Raw genomic sequence first — 17,756 nt, forward strand, 5'->3', positions numbered from 1 at the left:
TATTGACGACTTATTATCGATAAATTAGATCTATTTGTGAAGATGAAGCTAAAACTACCGATGGCAGCGTCATTGATGCTGCTTTTTGCCGGCTGCAACAACAGCTCGGAGGTATACCGCAACTGGGGGGTTTATAAGGGAGACGCTGAAAGCAGCGCCTATTCACCGCTCGACCAGGTAAACACGGGAAACGTTTCCCAGTTAGCGGTGGCCTGGACATTTAACCCCAATGATGCGCCCGAAGGAAGCCGGGGAGCCAACAGCGAAAGCAACCCGATTGTTATCAACAACATCATGTATACCACGTCGGCGCGGGGACGGCTTTATGCCATAGACGCCGCAACAGGCGAGCAGCGCTGGAGCTTCGACCCGTTTAACGGCGAACGTGGCGGCGGGGTAAAACGCGGAGTAACCTATTGGGAAGACGGTGCCGATAAACGGATATTGTTTACCGGCGGCGATGGCTTATTTGCCCTCGATGCGCTGACCGGCGAGCCGGTTTCGACATTTGGGGAAAACGGCAGGGTAAACCTGAATGTCGGCATGCGTGGCGATCCGGATAAAATTTCCGTTATTCCCACCTCACCCGGTATTGTGTTCGAAGATCTGCTGATCCTTGGCACCGAGGTGTCGGAGCTATACGGCGCTGAGCCGGGGCACGTCCGCGCTTATAATGTACGCACCGGAGAACTGGCGTGGACATTCCACACGGTACCGCAACCCGGTGAAGTGGGTTACGAAACCTGGCCTGCGAATGCCTGGAAATATGTGGGTGGCGCAAATAACTGGGGTGGCCTGAGTCTCGATAAAAACCGCGGCATGGTCTTTTTTGCAACCGGTTCACCTACCTACGATTACTACGGTGCCGACCGTAAGGGAGCAAACCTGTTCGGCAATTCGGTGGTGGCAGTGAATGCCCGGACCGGTGAATACATCTGGCATTTCCAGACCGTGCACCACGACCTCTGGGATTATGACCTTCCGGCCCCCCCCAACCTGGTAACCGTGGAGCACGACGGTAAAAAGATAGACGCCGTAGCGCAAACCACCAAAGTGGGCTTTCTGTACGTACTTGACCGTGAAACCGGTGAACCGCTTTTCCCTGTCGAAGAACGGCCGGTACCCCAGTCCGATATCCCCGGGGAAGAATCATGGCCCACACAGCCGTTCCCGTTGAAACCGGCGCCTTATGCCCGTCACTTGCTTACCGAAGATGATCTGGCGAATTATTCACCTGAATCACACGATTCCCTGCTCCAGGTATTCCGCTCGCTGCGGTACGAGGGGCTGTTTACACCGCCCTCTTTACAGGGTACGATGCAGTTTCCGGGATCACGCGGCGGATCAAGCTGGGGAGGCGGAGCTTACGATGCCACATCCGGTTTATTTTACGTGAAGTCAAACGACTCGCCCGAACTGATGCGGATGAAGCGGGTGGAACGTGAAAGCGCTGTATCCAACCAGTCGGTATACCGTCAGGGAGAAACCTTGTACAATACCTATTGCGTAAGCTGCCACGGCCGCGACCGTAACGGAGATGAATTGGGTAACCCCTCGTTAGTGGGACTGAAGAGCCGGATGAGTGAGACAGACGTACTGAACCGCATTAAACACGGCGGCGGTAAGATGCCTGGTTTCGCCAGCGTCGTCAATGACCGGGCGAAAGAGCAGGCCATACTGGCTTACCTTTTCGAGAAGGAAAACAGCGAGCGGCCGAGCCGGGAGTCACGGATGATGGAGGAAATTACGAGCAATCAGCAGGCAGTAAACGACACCGTAGTGCTTGACACGTTTGACCGGTACCTGAACCTGACGGCATACGGCCATTTCCGTGATCATAAAGGTCGCCCGGGTATTAAACCGCCATGGGGTATGTTGCATGCGATTAACCTGCACACGGGAGAATATGCCTGGAGTGTGCCCATCGGCAATAACCCCGAGTTGCAGACCGGTCCGGAAGAAACCGGAGAGGCAGGCTCAGCAGGCCCGACCGTCACCGCAGGGGGGCTGGTATTTATCGGCAGTACGATGGACCGGAAATTCAGGGCCTTTGACAAAGCTACAGGAGAAAAACTGTGGGAATTTGACCTGCCGGGCGTTGCCAATGCCAATGCAAGTACCTATCAGGTTAACGGCAAACAATACATTGCTATTTCCGTGGGAGGAGACGAGAAAAATCCTGCGGGATCGGTTATGGCGTTTGCTTTACCGGATTAAATTTAGTTGATATACCGGAGAATCCGGTAGCCAAACCGTCATGGGATTTCCCGTGACGGTTTTTTTATTCATAACGGAGTGCCTCCACCGGATCGAGCCGGGACGCTTTGGAGGCCGGGTAATATCCGGATACCATACCCACGCCCACGCAGACGCAGACACCCAGGATGATCCAGTTCCATGGAACAATAAAGCTGGCTCCCATCACCACGGCCAGGATATTGCCGATTAATATTCCCAGGAAAATACCTGCGAAGCCGCCCATGAGGCAGATAACCACCGCCTCCGTGAGGAACTGGCGGCGGATCACGGTGGGCGTAGCGCCAATCGCCTTGCGGATTCCGATTTCACGGGTGCGTTCCGTGACGGAAACCAGCATGATATTCATTAAGCCGATGGACGCACCCATCAGGGTAATCAATGCGATCACTATTGCACCGATGGTCACATACGTCAGGCTCTCAATCAATATCTGGGCTACCGCATCACTCTTGGTAATCTCAAAATTGGTCTCCTGCCCTACCCGGGCGCCGCGGATATTGCGGAAGAGTGCCGTGGCTTCACCGATCGCCGCATCCATATATTGCGGGTTGGCGGCCATCACCGTAATGGTATAGGAAGGATGTCCGATGGCCATGACCGCCCGGGCTTTAATCAGCGGGATAATACAGGTCTTATCGCCGCCAAAACCCGCACTCGACCCCTTGTCTTCCAGCACGCCGATAATCGTATAACGGTTATTCCCGATACTGATGTGCTGGTTGAGGGGTTCTTCGTTGTTTTTAAAGAGCCGCTCAACGATCTCCGACCCCACGATAACGACGTTACTGCCAAATTCAATTTCACGGGGTGAAAAGTTCCGCCCGGCGGACAGTTTATAGCCGGCCGTCTCAAGGTAATGCTCATCGGCACCCAGCACATTGATATTGGGGTTTGTCTGTTCACTCCGGAAGGTTGCCGTAGCGCCGAACGAGGCGTAGGTATTCAGGGAAACCACCGCCGGGTAATCGAATCGGTCTTTAAAGGCCTTTGCTTCGTAATAAGTGATCGGCGGAAAAGTCTTGGGCCGTGTGCCGCTCCCTCCAATCTGAACATTCAGCCCGCGATTCCGGATGTTAAACGCATTGGAGCCCATGGCTGAAAACGAATCGGTCAGTGAATTTTTGATGGCGTCGATGGAGGTCAGGATGCCAACCAGGGCCGTAATGCCGATGGCGATGATCAGGGCCGTAAGAAATGTACGCAGTTTGTTGCTGTTGATCGATTGAAGCGACAGCTTTACATTTTCACGATTCGACATTTTTACCGACATACCCAAAAAAATTGATAACGGTTAGACAACAGTTTCCTGTTGTTGTTACAGCCCGTGCCTTATTTCTTGCTATGGCGGAAGAGCCAGGGAAACAGTTCAGGCTCGGCAAACGCGGCATCCCAGCTATTGTGCCCCGCTTCGGGATAGAACGTATACTTGGGGTCTGCCCCTTCCCGCTGAAGTTCCTGGATAATCACCCTCGAATGCATCGGTGGCACGACGTCGTCCCGTTCGCCGTGGAAAATCCACAGCGGCACGTGGGCATAGCGGGCGACATTGGCCGTATTATCGCCCCCGCAGATGGCAAATGCAGCAGCAAACCATTTGGGTTTGCGTCGTAATGCTTCGTAGGTGCCCATTCCACCCATCGACAGGCCGCCGATATAAATACGCTGCGGGTCCACTGCTTCGTCCTTGATCAGTCGGCGCGCCAGGCGCAAAAACAGGCGCATACCCGTGCTTGGTTTACCTCCTGTGCTGAAATAAAACTCGCGTCCGCCGTTGGGTTGCTCCCGTGTGTCGACGTTACTCCAGTAAGAATCCGCGGGGCACTGTGGAAAAACAACAATGGCGGGAAAATCCTGCCGTATGGTGTCATTGAGAAAGATCTTACCCCCATGGGTGAGCTGCTTCTCATTGTCATTTCCGCGTTCTCCGGCTCCGTGGAGGAAAAAGAGTATCGGATAGCTGCCATTGGGATCGTAATTTTCGGGAAAAAGAATCCGGTAAGGGAGCGTATCGCCCCGGTGAATCAGCGTGTTCGCTTCATACATCGAAAGATCCTGCGCCGAAACGGCCGTGATCATACTTAGATAGGTAAGGGTAGCCAGTAATGTGTATCTCATGGTAGTCTGATTTGGTAGTCCGATTCCGCATGGGTCGCCTATCCACCGGTGCGGCCGGTAAAAGTAGCTACTTTACTGCTGAAAAACAAGCGTGGAAAAAGGAGGATTACGTTCGCGCGGGGGCTTCCCCGCGGATCAATTCGAATACGGTGATCTCGGGTAAAATACCTACACGCCCCGGATAGCCGAGGAAACCGAAGCCGGTATTCACGTACAGCTGTTGATGGCCTTCGCGGTAAAGGCCGGCCCATTCCTTATAAATGTACTGGGCAGGGCTCCATTGCAGGTGCTGCGTACGTACGCCAAACTGCATGCCGTGGGTATGCCCGCTGAACATGGCATCGACATCGGGGTGTGCCAGCACTTCCGCACGCCAATGCGAGGGGTCGTGCGAGAGCAGCAGCTTTACCGGCACGTCATCGGTACCCTTTAGTGCCTCCGTCAGGCGCCCGTATTTAGGGAAGCGCCCCGTGCCCCAGTTTTCCACACCGACGATGCCGATTTCTTCCTGATCCACCCGGAGCTTCCGGTTTTCGTTAAGCAACAGGTCCCATCCCATCACCGCGTGTGTCTCTTTGAGGTCCAGCAGGTTTTTGTCCTTGGCCGCAGAGGGTTCCGGCCCGAAATGATAATCACCGTAGTCGTGATTGCCGAGCGTGGAATAAACGCCCAGCGGCGCCTGCACTTTAGCAAAAATATCCTGGTAATCGCGCATTTCATTGGCCAGGTGGTTCACCAGGTCGCCGGTGAAAAAAATCACGTCCGGCCGTTCGGCCAACAACAACTCCACGCCACCCTGCACGGCGCGTTTGTTATAGAAGCTACCGGAATGGATATCCGATAATTGCCCGATTTTCATTCCGTGAAAAGCCTTCGGCAGGTTAGGCAGATACAATTTCTGCCGACGGATGCGATAATCATAAGCACCGGATATGACACCCCAGGCCATGGGTACGAGGGGAGCCGAGGCGATGAGTATTCCGGCCTTGGTCAGAAACTCCGAGCGCTTGATCCCCTTTACCGGCTGCTCCGGAAGCGGGGTTTCCGGTGCGCTACCGGGTTCCAATGGTTGCCGTCCGGATTCCGGCATTTTCTTCACCGGTAAAACAAGCCGCTTGATCCAGATCCCTCCCCGCCGGATGTCATCCAGCAGCAGTACGGCCATGAAAATGGACTTCGTGCAGAACGTAATGAAAAAAGCAACCAGGATAATGGACCGGAGCATTAATGGGATATTCACATAAATGCTCACAAAGACCCCCATGGTTATCAATATGCTGTACCCCCACCAGATTCGGGGGAATGCCTTGGTAGCCGCCCATTTGATAGACGTAGCCCGCAGGGCTTTATAAATATAAAAATCCAGTATCAGTAATAGAATGGTAGTGAAAATAGCCATTAATCGTAGTCACTTGTTATCACCTGGCCTGCGCCGTCCGTTGCTAATTTCCCCAGCGCGGTAATCCATTTGGGGTGGCCGTTAAGGCTCTCCACCAATTGTACTTCTTCGCCGCCCAGCGCCTTGAAATCCGCCGCATATTCTGTGCCAACCTCATAGATCGTTTCCAGGCAGTCTGCCACAAATGCGGGCGAGAAGACAAGCAGCCGTTTTTTATTTTGCCGGGCTGCTTCAGCGAGCACATCACTTGTATAGGGCTGTATCCAGGGGGTTTTGCCAAGCCTCGACTGAAAGCATACCGTATAGTTTTCAGGGGCTATTCCCAGCTTTTGGGCCAACAGTCGCGTGGTGGCATAACACTGTGCCAGGTAGCATCGTTTGTTTTCATCGGTAATGCGCACCCGGCAAGACGCCCTTTCACAGTCGTGCCCACCATCGGGGGCGACATGGCGCAGCTGCCGTACGGGTAAACCGTGGTAACTGAACAGGAAATGATCGTATGCACTAAGGTCATGCTGGCGGGCGTTTTCCGCAAACGCATCGATCATCAGCGCATCATCGTAAAAATCCCTGACAATCGAAACCTCGGGGAATGTGGACCAAGTGCGCATGGTGCCCATCACCTTTTCAATGACCGACCCCGTTGTTGCCGATGCATATTGGGGGAATAACGGGATGATCCGCAGCTGATCGATACCCATGCGCTGCAGATTTGCCAATGCTTGTGGAATGGAAGGGTTCTGGTAGCGCATCGCCAGTTCGACGTGATATTCGTCGCCCAGTTGCTCCTGCAGCAACCGTTGCTGCAGCAAACTGTAATGCAACAGAGGGGAGCCGGTTTCCGGATCCCAGATGGCCCGGTATAACTTGGCGGAATTCGGCGACCTGAACGGCACAATAATGCCGCGCACCAGTAACGTGCGGCGCCACGCCGGAATGTCAATAACCCGCCCATCCATTAAAAACTCGGTAAGATATCGTTTTACATCCGGCACGGAAGGGCTATCCGGTGTACCTAGATTAACCAGCAAAACACCTTTTTTGGGCTTATTCATCCCTACAAAGGTACGGATTTGTTAAAGGTAGCTGAAAAAGTGGCGATAATTTGAAAATTAGATGACGATGTGCCTGGACAGGATTCCGGTTAATACTCCTCCAACACGGTTTTTACCTGTTCCATCAGCCACATGGGGGTAGATGTTGCACCGCATATACCAACACGGTCGCCGGGCTGGAACAACGCCGGTTCCAGTTCCGCAGGATCGGAAACAAAATAAGTGTTGGGATTACGTTTGAGGCACACTTCGAAAAGCACGCGGCCGTTGGATGATTTTTTCCCGGACACAAAAACCACTTTATCATACTGACTGGCAAAATTACCCAGTTCATCGTACCGATTGGATACCTGCCGGCAGATGGTATCATTGGCCTTTACATCATATCCCCTATGCTGCAACTCGGCTTTGATTTCGTAAAACTTATCCGTGCTTTTGGTGGTTTGACTGTACAGCGTAAACCGTTCGGGGAGATCTATCCCCTCGAGCTCGGCAAGATCCTGAAACACCAGCGCATCCCCGTTGGTCTGCCCCTGTAGTCCAATTACTTCCGCATGGCCATGTTTGCCGTAAATCAGGATTTTTTCGGCTTGGTCAAAAGACGTTTTTACCCGGTTCTGCAATTTGAGCACGACCGGACAGGAAGCATCGATGAGGGTGATCTGGTTCTCGAGCGCGATGCGATAGGTTTCGGGGGCTTCACCGTGTGCACGGATCAATACCTTTTCATTTTTAAGTTCAGGCAGCTTACTGTGGTCAATGATCCGAAGCCCTTTGGCCTTGAGCCGGGCAACCTCTTCATCATTATGGACGATATCCCCCAAGCAATACAAATAGCCGTCCGTTTCGAGAATTTCTTCTGCCATGTCAATGGCATAAACCACCCCGAAACAGAATCCTGAATCTTTGTCAATCGTTACCTGTAATTGATAGGCCATCCTACTACAAAGGTATACAATAAATCACTATTGCAAGAAGTTTCTGTACAGGCTGCCGTAAACCTCCAGTAAAAAATCATTGATAACATCGCCATGTGAAAAGCCGGTGTTGCAGCCATTTGTGATCACCACCATGCCGAATTGCTCCTGGGGCTGAAAGTACATCGCACTGTACAGTCCGTAGGCAATCCCTTCGTGACCTGTCATCATTTTGCCGGGAATGAGATTCCCGATAGTCCGCAAGGACATTCCATAGCCCGATTCCGTTGTTCGTACCGCCTGCATTACGCGGCTGTTCGCTGCTGAAATAATGCGTTTCCCGTCCACGACACCGTAGTGCATATGCATCATCATGACCTTCGCAAGGTCCGATACAGTCATTTTCATGCCACCTGTTGGTGAAAAAACCGGGGTACTGTAACCCATTACATACGTCTTCAGTGCGTCGGCGCGCGACCGGTACGCCTCCGGGGAAGCGGTGAACTCCTTGGTTTCGCCGTCATAGGCATACAGCGTGACAAATCGGTTGCTATCCAGCTCGTCTACGTTATAGCCTCCATATATATCCAGCGGTTCCAGGATATGCCGGTGAATGTACCGGTCAAAACGTTCGCCTGAATACTTTTCAAGAATGGCCCCAGCCAGGTTAAAGTTCAGGTTGCAGTATTGATACCCCGCATTTGGCGCATAGGCGTTGTATGCTTTGGCCCAGTCCGGATTTTTATCCGGATTGAGCGCATCCAGTGTAAAATAGCCGTTCTTATCGTTGATACTGGAGCGATGGGACAGGATCAGGCCCAGGGTAATTACCGAATCGGGGTAAGCGGGGTTACGCACGCGGAAACCGATCAGGTTGCTTACATCATCGTCCAGCGACAGCTTCCCGGCTTCGACAAGCTGCATGATAGCGGTGGTTACAAATGACTTGGAGATGGAAGCGATACGGAATATGCCGTCATTTTCAAGCGGTTCTCCGGTTTCCCTGTTTTTCAGGCCAAAGGACTTACTGTAAAGAACCGCATTGTCTTTAACGACAGCAACGGACACCCCAATGGCCTGATATTTAGCCATAATGGCGTTGATTTCAGTTTCTGCTACCGATTGGGCGCGGGAAACCATAACCGTAGTCCAAAAGATAAAAACTACGGATAATATGTGTTTAATGTTCATCATATGTCGTTACATGTTATGGAAATCGCATCAGTTAAAAGCGACATCCAAGATCTCACCAATGTGGTCATTCAAAATTAGGTAATCGACCCGGTATTGGCAAATCACGCCGGCACCCGCAGACTCCGTTGGTTTACCATCGGCCTCCGGCTCCCCCACCTCCGCTACTGCCACCTCCCCAGCTGCCGCCGGAACTGCTTGAACTGCGGCCACTCGATCCGCCACCCGAACCTGACCGGCTGCTGCCGGATGAAGAACTGCCAGGCTTCGTCCGGTTGAGCACCACTTTTCCGTGCGAGACGGTGTGCTTGCAGTTACTGCATTCCTGTATGCGTTCACCTTCCCCCGTATTGATTACAGTCGGCCGTTTCAGCACTTTCAGAAACGTGTTGGAAAATGTGCGGTAGCTACACGACGGACACGTTCCGTAGGTGGCGAAATGTTTACCCGGAAAGGAGACGGACCGAATGCCTTCCGGGCCCTCACGCACCCATATTTCATACGTAAGGGAGCCCACACTTTCCTCTTTACGCTGCCCCTTATCGAGGTAACGCGACACGTCCCTTAGTTTATCCCGGTCTATTCGCTGCCAACCATCCCCCGGTGGTGCAACAAGCCGTCGTTTGTCAGCTTGCCGCCGCCGCAAAACGCCGTAGCCGAGCATCCAGGTAAGCGGCATGGCGATTATGGGCAATGCCATCCGTTTATTGAAATCGGTGGTTGCCTTAAGCCGGTTGGCGGCATTCGCGAATGTTTTTCGGATTTGCGAAAGCCCCTTGAAATACAACATAGTGATCCCTAATCCAAAAAAAACAGCCACATATAGGGGAAGGTAAGACCATCGGTACAACCACGAAACGGGTATGTTGAAGAACGAAATAAAAAATATGGAAAAAAACCCGAAAAGAAGGAGCCCCACACCACCGAAGATCAGGTATATGCCCGTTGATGTCTTCGCCGGTTTCCGTCCGCTGCGTGTCGGAATACGGTTATACGCACGGGAAGCAACCTTCCACAGCAGGTAATAGAGCACGAAAGCAATCACGAAGGAGAGGAACGCCGTTTGGTTCCTGTAGAAAAACGAGCTTTCACGCAACAGGCTCCGCTGTAGATCAGCCGCTGCATCGGGGTTGAGCACAACGGTTTTCACAGCATCCATGGCTGCAAGCACGCCATTGTCATAATCTCCCCCTCGGAACAACGGTACCATCCGCGTTTCACCGATACGCTTTAACAGTGCGTCGGGCAATACTGCTTCCATGCCATACCCCGTAATAAACCGGTAGGCCCGTTTGTTTGTGGAAACGAACAGCAACAGCCCGTTATTCGCCGGCGCCTTGCCAATCCCCCACGTATTGAAGAGGTCCAGCGCAAACCGGAAGTCGTCGTCGCCGGCAAAGTCATCCACAACTACCACTGCCAGTTCGGCCGCCGTGGCGGCATCCACCATACGCGCCAGCCGGTTCAATGAATCCACGGTAAGCGGACTAAGAATACCGGAAGGATTACTCACGTAATACGCCTGCCCCTGTTCTTTCGGCGAGGGGATGGTAGCAACCTGGTATTGGGCCGTCGCTTGTCCGCCAGCAAAAGCCAGAAAAAAACAGATCAGCAACCGGATGCCCTGTTGGTATCGATACGGAATATTGTTCATTGATTTCCAAATATAGAAATCATTCTTGACGACAACTGTACCTGTAGCGGACATATTTGTCGTTTGCACAACTACTTAACTTTGGCTATTTTTGCGCAAAATTTTTTAAATGATAACAACAAATAAAACTTTCACCATGATTAAGCCCGACGCCGTAAACAACGGCCATGTGGGTGCAATTTTAAATGACATCATTGCGGGGGGGTTCAAAATCGTAGCGATGAAATACATCCGCCTTTCGGAAGAAACCGCTGGCGCATTTTACGCGGTACATGCCGAACGCCCGTTTTATGGCGACCTGGTGAATTTTATGACTTCCGGTCCGATTGTGGCCGCTATTCTTGAAAAAGAGAACGCCGTGGAAGCGTTCCGTACGCTGATTGGCGCGACAGATCCCGCAAAAGCGGCCACCGGCACAATCCGCAACAAATATGCGAACTCTATCGAAGCCAATGCGATCCACGGCTCCGACTCAGATGAAAATGCGGAAATCGAAGGTAATTTCTTCTTTTCGCAGTTCGAACGGTTTTAAAATGTGAGCCTAACAGGCGATCGCCTGTTAGGCTTTTAATTGTTAAAAACCCCTCCGGGCCAGGTAAAAGTCTTCTTTCTCCGTCATCCGGGTTTTTTCCTGCTTTCCTTTATCGCCGTAACCGCAGAGATGCAAAATACCATGTATCATTACGCGGTGCAATTCGTCTTTTTCAGCAACCCCGAAAGTGCCCGCATTTTCACGCACCCGGTCTATACTGATAAAAATATCACCGGCGATCATTTCGGCCTGCTCACTGTTGTCGAATGTAACAATATCTGTATATGTATCGTGCTGGAGGTACTGTTTGTTAATATCCAGTAACTGTGCATCGCTGCACAGGATGAAGCTGATTTCGCCGGGCTTATAACCCTCTTCGCGAATGGCCTCCCGGATCCATTGGCGCAACGCGATTTTCTGACGTAGTCGATACGCCGTATCTTCCGTAAAAAAATGGATTTTCCCCATGTTCAGTGATATGATGCCGATGCCAAAGGTAGGAAGTTTATCCCTGAAAATCGCGCCGCTCAAGGTACGACTGCAGGATCAACACAGCCGATACCCGATCAATAAGGGATTTGTCCTGCCGTTTTTTCTTCGTGATGCCGCTTTGAGCGATACTCGTTGAAGCCATCTTGGAGGTAAACCGTTCATCGATGGTATCCACAGGAACAGCCGGAAAAGTCCGTCGCAATGCACGGATAAAACCCCGTACGTGCTGGGCCGATTCCGACTCGGTGCCATCGAGCTGGCGGGGTTCGCCCACCACGAATGTGCTTACGGTTTCCTTTTCGAGATAAGCCTTCACGTATTCCAGCACATCTTTGGCGTGCACCGTATCCAAAGCCGTGGCAATAAGCTGCAGCGGGTCCGTCACGGCAATGCCTACCCGCTTGGTACCGTAATCAAAAGCCATGATGCGCATCGTACCTGCAAAGGTACATTATTTCACATTTACGAGTACCTTTATTTTACCCACGCCATCGCCATCATACTCCTGCAGGGCCTTTCCGATCACCTGACCAACCCTTACCCTGTCCGGATCTGCCCTCATTGCCACACCAGGTTGCGAAGATGTCACCAGCAAATCGCCGCGTTTGATCGCGCCGCCTTCCAGGCACACCTTTGTCGGGATAACCCCTACTACACCCATGGGTACTTTATCGGAAATATCCGCATCCATATTTTCCTCGGTGAGCAACACACCCGGTTTGGTTGCATATACCCCAACGACGAGTGTCGAATATGCCTCGCTTGATTTCTCCACGGTGCGGTCTTCATCCACGGCGATGACCAGTACATCACCGGCTTCATACGCAGCGAAGTTGCCCATCACGTCAAAGGCTTCAGCGATATCGGCTCCACTGTTCTGTGTGCCGCCATTAAAAAAGCCCCGGCCGGCCTTGTTGATCCGCGCCACATTAGCGCTATTACTTTGGAACATTGCCACATTGCCGGATGGCCCTTGGTGGTTGGCCAATAGCGCGCTTCCGGTTCCGGTTGTAGTAATGTGAACGGTTGGCTGGCCGTTGGCATTGTTAAAGTTCGCAAACCGACCCGCTTTTCCGGTTCCGAAATTAGGGACAAAACCCGAAATAGCATTCCCACCCCCATCCGCCGATGCCTCAACGCCATCGCCATTTCCACCGGCATTCGCGGTGATGCCATTTCCGTTACCGTTGCTGAGGGCGAGTACCGCGGGACCATTACCGGCTGCGTTGGATGAATAGAAGAGTCCCGCATAGCCCCCTGTGCCCGATGAAACGCCGTAGATTCCGGCCGTTCCGAAGTTTGCGAATTGCGAATTAACCTCACCCTTCACCGCGGGGGAAGTTCCTGTCGTACGGTCCACCCTAAAGTTCCCCGCGATCCCGTTACCCACGGTTGTCACCGTAATCACATCGCTGGTGTTATCTTCTCCAAAAATATTGAACCGCCCGGCACGGCCTGTTGCAAAGCTCGGCACCCAAGCGTACAAGGCATTACCCGCACCGTCAATATTGGCTTCCACGGCATTACCGTCTTTGCCGGCATTCGCCGTAATCGCGTTGCCGTTGCCGTCTGTGATCGAAACCAATGCCGGGCCGTTGCCCACTGGATTAGAAGCATGAAAGAGGCCGGCGAATCCGCCAGTACCCGAGGAGGTTCCAAAAATACCCGCAGCGCCGAAATTGCCAAAAATGGTATTTACTTCGGCTCTTACCGCGGCCGCTACACTGTTATTATTATCCACCCGAAAAGACGCTGCGTTCCCTTGCGTGTTGTCTGGGATATTGCCATTGCCGTTCGTTTCAATTTCAAGGGTGTTGCCTGTGGTATTCGTCTGGTTGAAGTTCTCAAACCTGCCGGCACGGCCAGTACTGTTGTTCAAGCCCACTTGCCCCAGGACGCCGATACCCGTACCTGCCGTGTTCGTTGCAACAAAACCCCGCACACCATACCCGCCTCCGTCGTTCCGCCCCACAACCGCCCCGGCAATATCGCTGGTGGTACGTCCTACCACCGCCTCGCCGCCGCCGTTATTGTCGCCGACGACACCAGCTGATGTCTGCGAAGTGGTAATGCCGTGAACGCCAAAGCCGGAACCGGTCGATGCTCGTACACCTGCTCCGTTGCCGGTTGTCGTGACATTGATTACAGTTCCGTTGCCCACCGTATTGGCGTTGAGGACGGCATTATTGTTGGCGTTGTTGAAAATTGAAATGCTTGCCGGGATGCCGGTGTTACTGGTAGCCGTCAAACCTGTACCCGAGTTACTGTTTGCATACACGCCGGTCCCATTGGCTGATGCGTTGCCATACACACCTAGACCATTGGGGGTAGACCCATATACTCCCCAACCGGACCCGCCCTGCGAACCCCATACACCGACGCCCAATCCGCCGGTACCATTATTGATACCTCGGACAGCAGCGGAAAATCCGCCGGGTGCAGTGGACGAAATGATACCACGGACAGCCGCGATACTGGAAGTTGTCGTATTATTAATGCCTTCGAGTGAAACCCCATCACCATTGTTCGCTATGGAAAACAGTGTTGCTGCATTGTTTTCAATCGTGGCATAAGGAAGCACGAATCCGCCGCCGCCTAAGGCCGCAGGGATCCACTGCGTACCATCAAACCGCAGCGACTGCCCGGCCACAGGTGCGGTGTTGCTAACCGGAATACCCTGAAGTCCAGCGACTACGGGATCTGGATAATTGCCTGACAGATCTCCACCGGCCACTACGTCGTCTATGGTAGCGTCGCTACCGGCGGGACCGGGATCACCCTGGGGACCGGCAGGGCCAACAGGACCAACTGGGCCAGGATCACCTTGTGCACCGACAGGTCCGGGATCACCCTGGGGACCGGCAGGACCTTGAAAGCCGGGATCGCCTTGTGGACCCCGTGGACCGACAGGACCAGTGGGGCCTTCAGGACCAATAGGGCCTTGGAAGCCGGGATCGCCTTGTGGGCCGACAGGGCCAACCGGCCCCATATCGCCTGTATCTCCTTTTACTCCCCGCGGACCAGCAGGACCGGCAGGGCCAGTGTTACCGCCGGCCGTATATAATGCAAACGGCACACTCATCAGCTGTGTTGTACCCAGATCCGCATAGCCACCGTTGTCAACAGCCAACTCTACCTTAACAAATTGATTGGCGTCCTGCCAGGGTATAGCTGCAAATGTCCCCTGTGATGCGGTACCTCTACCGATCTGCAAGGTGAAAAGGCCAAGGGTATTGGTTTTTACACGATGTTCTTCGCGGTATTGCACCGCTCCGCTGGCCGAGCCCCCGATAATGGATATACGCACGTCGACATTCCTACCTGCCATAACCGTCCCGTCAAGATTGCGGGCGACAGCCTGATAATTGATGCCGGTCAGTCCCGATTGTGCCTGTACCATAAGGCCAGCCAGCATCAGGACGACAACTACGCAATAAGAAAAATACCGCTTCATATGCTTATGTATCTGATTTGTTAGCGTATTGTTATTGTTCTTCTTTTACATCGCCCTGCGTCGGCACCGTGTGTTCTGGCGGAGTGGCCTGCTCGGTTCCGGTACTTTCTTCGGCTTTCGACGCTGAGAGTAGCTTGTCGGCCCCTGCGTTATGGGCCGGTTGCGGAGTCGTTGCACTCCTCAGGGCCGTACTTCTGGATCCGGGGGGCGTATAGTTCTCGAAAATCAGCGCCCGAAGTTCCTGGGATGAATTCGGAGAAACTTCGTGCGTGGGGTTAATCGAAAGTGTTTGTATTTTATTTACGGCTCCCGTACTGAACAGAATTGGCCTATTTTCAGTGCCATCCTTGGATAAGAGTCTACGGATACGCGCTTCCGACACGTTATCTTGCCTGGTCTGCGCCTGGGTGTGCATTGCAAGGACTGTCATCAATGTTGCGATCAGCAGGGGGTAGATTGTCTGTCTTTTCATGTGTTTATATTTTAATTCGATTGTATTATTACTATTCCCCACCCAATACACTCATCGGGTGGAAACTGAGGGTGAATTTCAATTCATTGCGAACGGAATAACGCCGTGCCATTGGAGTCAGGTAACCAATGTCTATCTGCATTGATTTGACCCGGAAGCCCACGCCAGCGGCAAAATGTTGCCGGTTTCCTTTATCAGGATGTTCATAGAAATAGCCTGAACGGATAAAAAACTGCCGGTAGTAACAAAACTCGAAGCCTCCGGAGACTGTAAATTCGGATAGTTCTTCTGAAAAACCGCCCGGCGCATCAAAAAACGACGTAAACAGTGCAGAAGGTACGCTTCGATCGGGGTCTCTCCCCTTTTCGATCTCCGTAGTTATGTTACCTTGTTCGTCCACCCGGTACTGTGGCCGTGATGGGACTAGGAGTTTAGTAACATCCACCAGCAGGGTTAATCGGTTATCCGGGTCGTTGTTCAATCCGTAGCCAACTCCCATCCGCAGGTTCATTGGCAGGAAGCTTTCCTTCGCATTGGTGTAGTTAAGCTTTGTACCGATATTGGTCAGGTTTATTCCCCAGGCGAACCGCTTACTGAATTGCTTGGAAGTGATGTAGTTTTTTTCGGAATACAGTCCTACATCCATAGCAAAAGCATTGGCGCGATCCATGTCCAATCCGTTGTAAGCGCCCGAACCTAAGTTACTGTGGATGTATCGGGCCGTAAGTGCCATGGCGAAGTGATCGCCGAGCAGGCGCGAATAACTGGCGTCTATGGAAATCTCCCCGGCATTGTATCGCTGTGAAAGGTTCCCCATTTCGTCCCTAAAGCTGATCTCACCCATATCCAGGTACTTGACGGACACACCAAGGGCTTCACGCTGGCTTAACTGGTGAAAAGCGGTCAGGTAGCCCAGGTGCTCATCCTTTACCAGCTGGCGCATCCACGGTGTGTAAGAAAAACTCACTCCTTTTTCCCCAGCAAAGTTCAGCTTAGCCGCGTTCGCGAATACGGAGTTGGCATCCGGAACCAGTCCGGTTGCTGCCTCGGCCACTCCGGTAGTCCGGGCATCGGGGCTCAGCAAAAGAAAGGAGGCACCCGTAGTGATCGTACTACGTCCGATCTGGGCCGTTACAAACAGCGGGAACAATGCAGCAAGCAGCGTATATGCTGGTCTTGAGAAGCGGGTATTCATGATATCTTGCTTGAGGTTATTGGATGACTAATTTCTCCGTATAGGTTCCATAACCGGTGCGGATCACCACGTAATACAACCCGGCGGCATAGTTGTTAAGTGCCATGGTGTATTTTAGCCGGCCCGCCAACAGCTGATTTGTTTCAGTAAATACCACCTGACCGGCATTATTGACCAGCATAAACACCACCCGGCCGTCCTGGAGCAGATCAAATTCGAGGTTTGTAAACTCCGCGGCGGGATTGGGGTAAACAATTAAATCCGAAACAAACGGTGCCTGCGGTGCCTTGGTTGGCCCAGCCACTTCGGGTTGTTGAAAACCCTGTGTGAGTCGCAAATTGCCCGCATCCAGTGTCGCCACCACAGGTTCACCGATCGTGTATTGGAAAATTGCATAACCAACCGTGCCCTCATGGCCCGTATTGGCTACAACTTGACGGATAAGTTCCTGGGATAGCGCGACAGTAATCGTAGACGAAAAAATCGCACAGATCAGCAAGGTTGATTTCATGGCAGTGGTAGATGTATAATTACCTCACGAAAGTATAAAAAAAATAAATTATTTTGCAAATTATTTTTTGTCCTGCTGCGGTGCCCCCACAAAGATACTTGCTTTCAGAACGCCACGGGTTGGCTACTGGAGAATTGTCCCATCTACTGAAGCTGAGGTCAAATAAAGCGCAACCCGCAAATGAGATGGTCGACACCCAACTGAAAGGTAATCAAAAGCTCCCATACGCAGAGCCGGCAAAAATAGGTGGTTACGTGCAAGCTACTGCCATGCTACATCACAGGACATAAATTAAATAAAAAATGGCCGCAATAATAATGGCTAATGTGATAACAATCCAAAGCGTTATACTCGCCGGACGATCGTTGCGTTCCTTCACTGCTTCGGGAGACGGCGCCGGATTGTCCTGGTGGGCGGCATAATTATCCTCCGGCTGCACGTTGCCTGCCGCGTCTGTTTTATGATTGTTTTCCATGACACAAACACATTGGTTCCAATGAATCAACAACT

16 protein-coding genes are annotated in these 17,756 nt (G+C 52.4%); 2 read left to right on the forward strand and 14 right to left on the reverse strand.

The window, feature by feature from the left end:
- Positions 1-42: 42 nt before the first annotated feature.
- Positions 43-2,217: an outer membrane protein assembly factor BamB family protein gene (locus ABWO75_RS03380; RefSeq protein ID WP_353182557.1), complete on the forward strand. Its 2,175-nt coding sequence runs from the start codon at positions 43-45 to the stop codon at positions 2,215-2,217.
- A 64-nt stretch (positions 2,218-2,281) separates the two neighbouring features.
- Here the strand turns inward: ABWO75_RS03380 and ABWO75_RS03385 are convergent, their stop codons facing one another.
- The 7 genes from ABWO75_RS03385 to ABWO75_RS03415 form a co-directional block, all read right to left on the reverse strand.
- Positions 2,282-3,517, reverse strand: a complete 1,236-nt coding sequence (locus tag ABWO75_RS03385; RefSeq protein ID WP_353182559.1) for an ABC transporter permease — start codon at positions 3,515-3,517, stop codon at positions 2,282-2,284.
- A gap of 71 nt (positions 3,518-3,588) precedes the next feature.
- The gene (locus ABWO75_RS03390; RefSeq protein ID WP_353182561.1) at positions 3,589-4,374 is read right to left on the reverse strand and encodes a carboxylesterase family protein; all 786 of its coding nucleotides are present in this window, start codon (positions 4,372-4,374) and stop codon (positions 3,589-3,591) included.
- Positions 4,375-4,480: 106 nt separating this feature from the next.
- On the reverse strand, positions 4,481-5,773 hold the full coding sequence (locus ABWO75_RS03395; protein ID WP_353182563.1) for a metallophosphoesterase: 1,293 nt from the start codon (positions 5,771-5,773) through the stop codon (positions 4,481-4,483).
- Positions 5,773-6,828, reverse strand: coding sequence for a ferrochelatase (gene hemH / locus ABWO75_RS03400; protein ID WP_353182565.1), 1,056 nt, complete (start codon positions 6,826-6,828; stop codon positions 5,773-5,775). The genes ABWO75_RS03395 and hemH overlap by 1 nt, the downstream gene beginning before the upstream one ends.
- 89 nt (positions 6,829-6,917) lie before the next feature.
- The gene (locus tag ABWO75_RS03405; RefSeq protein ID WP_353182567.1) at positions 6,918-7,766 is read right to left on the reverse strand and encodes a 4-hydroxy-3-methylbut-2-enyl diphosphate reductase; all 849 of its coding nucleotides are present in this window, start codon (positions 7,764-7,766) and stop codon (positions 6,918-6,920) included.
- 27 nt (positions 7,767-7,793) lie between these two features.
- A complete protein-coding gene (locus tag ABWO75_RS03410) occupies positions 7,794-8,939 on the reverse strand; it encodes a serine hydrolase domain-containing protein (protein ID WP_353182569.1) in 1,146 nt (381 codons plus the stop codon).
- Positions 8,940-9,069: 130 nt separating this feature from the next.
- A complete protein-coding gene (locus ABWO75_RS03415) occupies positions 9,070-10,590 on the reverse strand; it encodes a TPM domain-containing protein (protein WP_353182571.1) in 1,521 nt (506 codons plus the stop codon).
- A 112-nt stretch (positions 10,591-10,702) separates the two neighbouring features.
- On the opposite strand from ABWO75_RS03415, the gene ABWO75_RS03420 reads away from it, so the two are divergent.
- Positions 10,703-11,122 (forward strand): nucleoside-diphosphate kinase, encoded by a 420-nt coding sequence (locus ABWO75_RS03420; protein ID WP_353182660.1) that lies wholly within the window; start codon positions 10,703-10,705, stop codon positions 11,120-11,122.
- Positions 11,123-11,164: 42 nt separating this feature from the next.
- Here the strand turns inward: ABWO75_RS03420 and ybeY are convergent, their stop codons facing one another.
- The 7 genes from ybeY to ABWO75_RS03455 all read right to left on the reverse strand — a co-directional run bounded on the left by ybeY (position 11,165) and on the right by ABWO75_RS03455 (position 17,721).
- Positions 11,165-11,590 (reverse strand): rRNA maturation RNase YbeY, encoded by a 426-nt coding sequence (gene ybeY / locus ABWO75_RS03425; protein WP_353182662.1) that lies wholly within the window; start codon positions 11,588-11,590, stop codon positions 11,165-11,167.
- Between the two features lie 37 nt (positions 11,591-11,627).
- Positions 11,628-12,047, reverse strand: a complete 420-nt coding sequence (ruvX, locus tag ABWO75_RS03430) for a Holliday junction resolvase RuvX (RefSeq protein ID WP_353182573.1) — start codon at positions 12,045-12,047, stop codon at positions 11,628-11,630.
- An 18-nt stretch (positions 12,048-12,065) separates the two neighbouring features.
- Positions 12,066-15,068 carry a collagen-like protein gene (locus ABWO75_RS03435; RefSeq protein ID WP_353182575.1) on the reverse strand — a complete coding sequence of 1,001 codons (3,003 nt, stop codon included), beginning with the start codon at positions 15,066-15,068 and terminating at the stop codon, positions 12,066-12,068.
- Between the two features lie 31 nt (positions 15,069-15,099).
- Positions 15,100-15,540 (reverse strand): hypothetical protein, encoded by a 441-nt coding sequence (locus ABWO75_RS03440; RefSeq protein ID WP_353182577.1) that lies wholly within the window; start codon positions 15,538-15,540, stop codon positions 15,100-15,102.
- Positions 15,541-15,571: 31 nt separating this feature from the next.
- A complete protein-coding gene (gene porV / locus ABWO75_RS03445; RefSeq protein WP_353182579.1) occupies positions 15,572-16,735 on the reverse strand; it encodes a type IX secretion system outer membrane channel protein PorV in 1,164 nt (387 codons plus the stop codon).
- A 16-nt stretch (positions 16,736-16,751) separates the two neighbouring features.
- Complete coding sequence (locus ABWO75_RS03450; protein ID WP_353182581.1) at positions 16,752-17,246, reverse strand: T9SS type A sorting domain-containing protein; 495 nt, start codon at positions 17,244-17,246, stop codon at positions 16,752-16,754.
- A 277-nt stretch (positions 17,247-17,523) separates the two neighbouring features.
- The gene (locus ABWO75_RS03455) at positions 17,524-17,721 is read right to left on the reverse strand and encodes a hypothetical protein (protein ID WP_353182583.1); all 198 of its coding nucleotides are present in this window, start codon (positions 17,719-17,721) and stop codon (positions 17,524-17,526) included.
- Between the last annotated feature and the right edge of the window lie 35 nt (positions 17,722-17,756).

Origin of the sequence: Parapedobacter lycopersici (assembly GCF_040395035.1) — a bacterium.
Classification (GTDB): Bacteria; Bacteroidota; Bacteroidia; order Sphingobacteriales; family Sphingobacteriaceae; genus Parapedobacter; species Parapedobacter lycopersici_A.

Excerpts from the sequence above, each read along its gene's own strand:
- ABWO75_RS03380 (WP_353182557.1), top strand. The coding sequence starts at position 43 with ATGAAGCTAAAACTACCGATGGCAGCGTCATTGATGCTGCTTTTTGCC.
- ABWO75_RS03385 (WP_353182559.1), bottom strand. The coding sequence starts at position 3,517 with ATGTCGAATCGTGAAAATGTAAAGCTGTCGCTTCAATCGATCAACAGC.
- ABWO75_RS03390 (WP_353182561.1), bottom strand. The coding sequence starts at position 4,374 with ATGAGATACACATTACTGGCTACCCTTACCTATCTAAGTATGATCACG.
- ABWO75_RS03395 (WP_353182563.1), bottom strand. The coding sequence starts at position 5,773 with ATGGCTATTTTCACTACCATTCTATTACTGATACTGGATTTTTATATT.
- hemH (WP_353182565.1), bottom strand. The coding sequence starts at position 6,828 with ATGAATAAGCCCAAAAAAGGTGTTTTGCTGGTTAATCTAGGTACACCG.
- ABWO75_RS03405 (WP_353182567.1), bottom strand. The coding sequence starts at position 7,766 with ATGGCCTATCAATTACAGGTAACGATTGACAAAGATTCAGGATTCTGT.
- ABWO75_RS03410 (WP_353182569.1), bottom strand. The coding sequence starts at position 8,939 with ATGATGAACATTAAACACATATTATCCGTAGTTTTTATCTTTTGGACT.
- ABWO75_RS03415 (WP_353182571.1), bottom strand. The coding sequence starts at position 10,590 with ATGAACAATATTCCGTATCGATACCAACAGGGCATCCGGTTGCTGATC.
- ybeY (WP_353182662.1), bottom strand. The coding sequence starts at position 11,590 with ATGGGGAAAATCCATTTTTTTACGGAAGATACGGCGTATCGACTACGT.
- ruvX (WP_353182573.1), bottom strand. The coding sequence starts at position 12,047 with ATGCGCATCATGGCTTTTGATTACGGTACCAAGCGGGTAGGCATTGCC.
- ABWO75_RS03435 (WP_353182575.1), bottom strand. The coding sequence starts at position 15,068 with ATGAAGCGGTATTTTTCTTATTGCGTAGTTGTCGTCCTGATGCTGGCT.
- ABWO75_RS03440 (WP_353182577.1), bottom strand. The coding sequence starts at position 15,540 with ATGAAAAGACAGACAATCTACCCCCTGCTGATCGCAACATTGATGACA.
- porV (WP_353182579.1), bottom strand. The coding sequence starts at position 16,735 with ATGAATACCCGCTTCTCAAGACCAGCATATACGCTGCTTGCTGCATTG.
- ABWO75_RS03450 (WP_353182581.1), bottom strand. The coding sequence starts at position 17,246 with ATGAAATCAACCTTGCTGATCTGTGCGATTTTTTCGTCTACGATTACT.
- ABWO75_RS03455 (WP_353182583.1), bottom strand. The coding sequence starts at position 17,721 with ATGGAAAACAATCATAAAACAGACGCGGCAGGCAACGTGCAGCCGGAG.